1 protein-coding gene is annotated in these 663 nt (G+C 69.8%); it reads right to left on the reverse strand.

The genetic code is table 11. The annotated features are described in order from the left end of the window. A partial coding sequence (locus tag ON27_RS01875) for an AMP-binding protein (RefSeq protein ID WP_043718404.1) occupies positions 1 to 663 on the reverse strand: 663 nt, incomplete at both ends.

Consider the following 663-nt stretch of genomic DNA (forward strand, 5'->3'; position numbering starts at 1 on the left):
GAGGATGAACAGGGGGTGTTCGGCGTCGAAGGCTTCGGGTTCGTGGGTGGGGGAGGCGGGGGCGACGGTGTCGTGCCACCACAGGTCGCGGCCCTCGGTCCAGGGGACTTCGACGCCGGTGCGGCGTACCACCAGCACGTGCTCGACGGTCGTCGGGTCGTCGCCCAATGCCTCGTCCACCGCGGTCTTGAGCGGTGCGGGTTTGCCGCGCCGCCACTGCCCGTCGGTGGTGATCACCAAGCGCGCACCGGCGTCGTCGACGCGCTGACGCAGGGCGGCGGGGGAGAATCCGGCGAAGACCACCGAGTGCGTGAGCCCGAGGCGGGCGCAGGCGAGCATGGACACGATGGCCTCGGGCACCATCGGCATATAGATCGCTACCCGGTCGCCCGCGACCAGACCCAGTTCGGTGAGCGCGTTGGCGGCCCGGCAGACCTCGTCCTGGAGCTGTTCGTAGGTGATGGCGCGCGAGTCGCCGGGTTCGCCTTCCCAGTGGATGGCGACCTGTTCGCCGTGGCCGGCCAAGACGTGGCGGTCCACACAGTTGTAGGCGACGTTGAGTTTGCCGCCGACGAACCACTTCGCCACCGGAGCGTCACTCCAGTCCAGCACCTGGGTCCACGGCTGCTCCCAGTGCAGCCTGCGGGCCTGCTCGGCCCAGAA

This window comes from Nocardia asiatica NBRC 100129, assembly GCF_000308415.1.
GTDB classification, from domain to species: domain Bacteria; phylum Actinomycetota; class Actinomycetes; order Mycobacteriales; family Mycobacteriaceae; genus Nocardia; species Nocardia asiatica.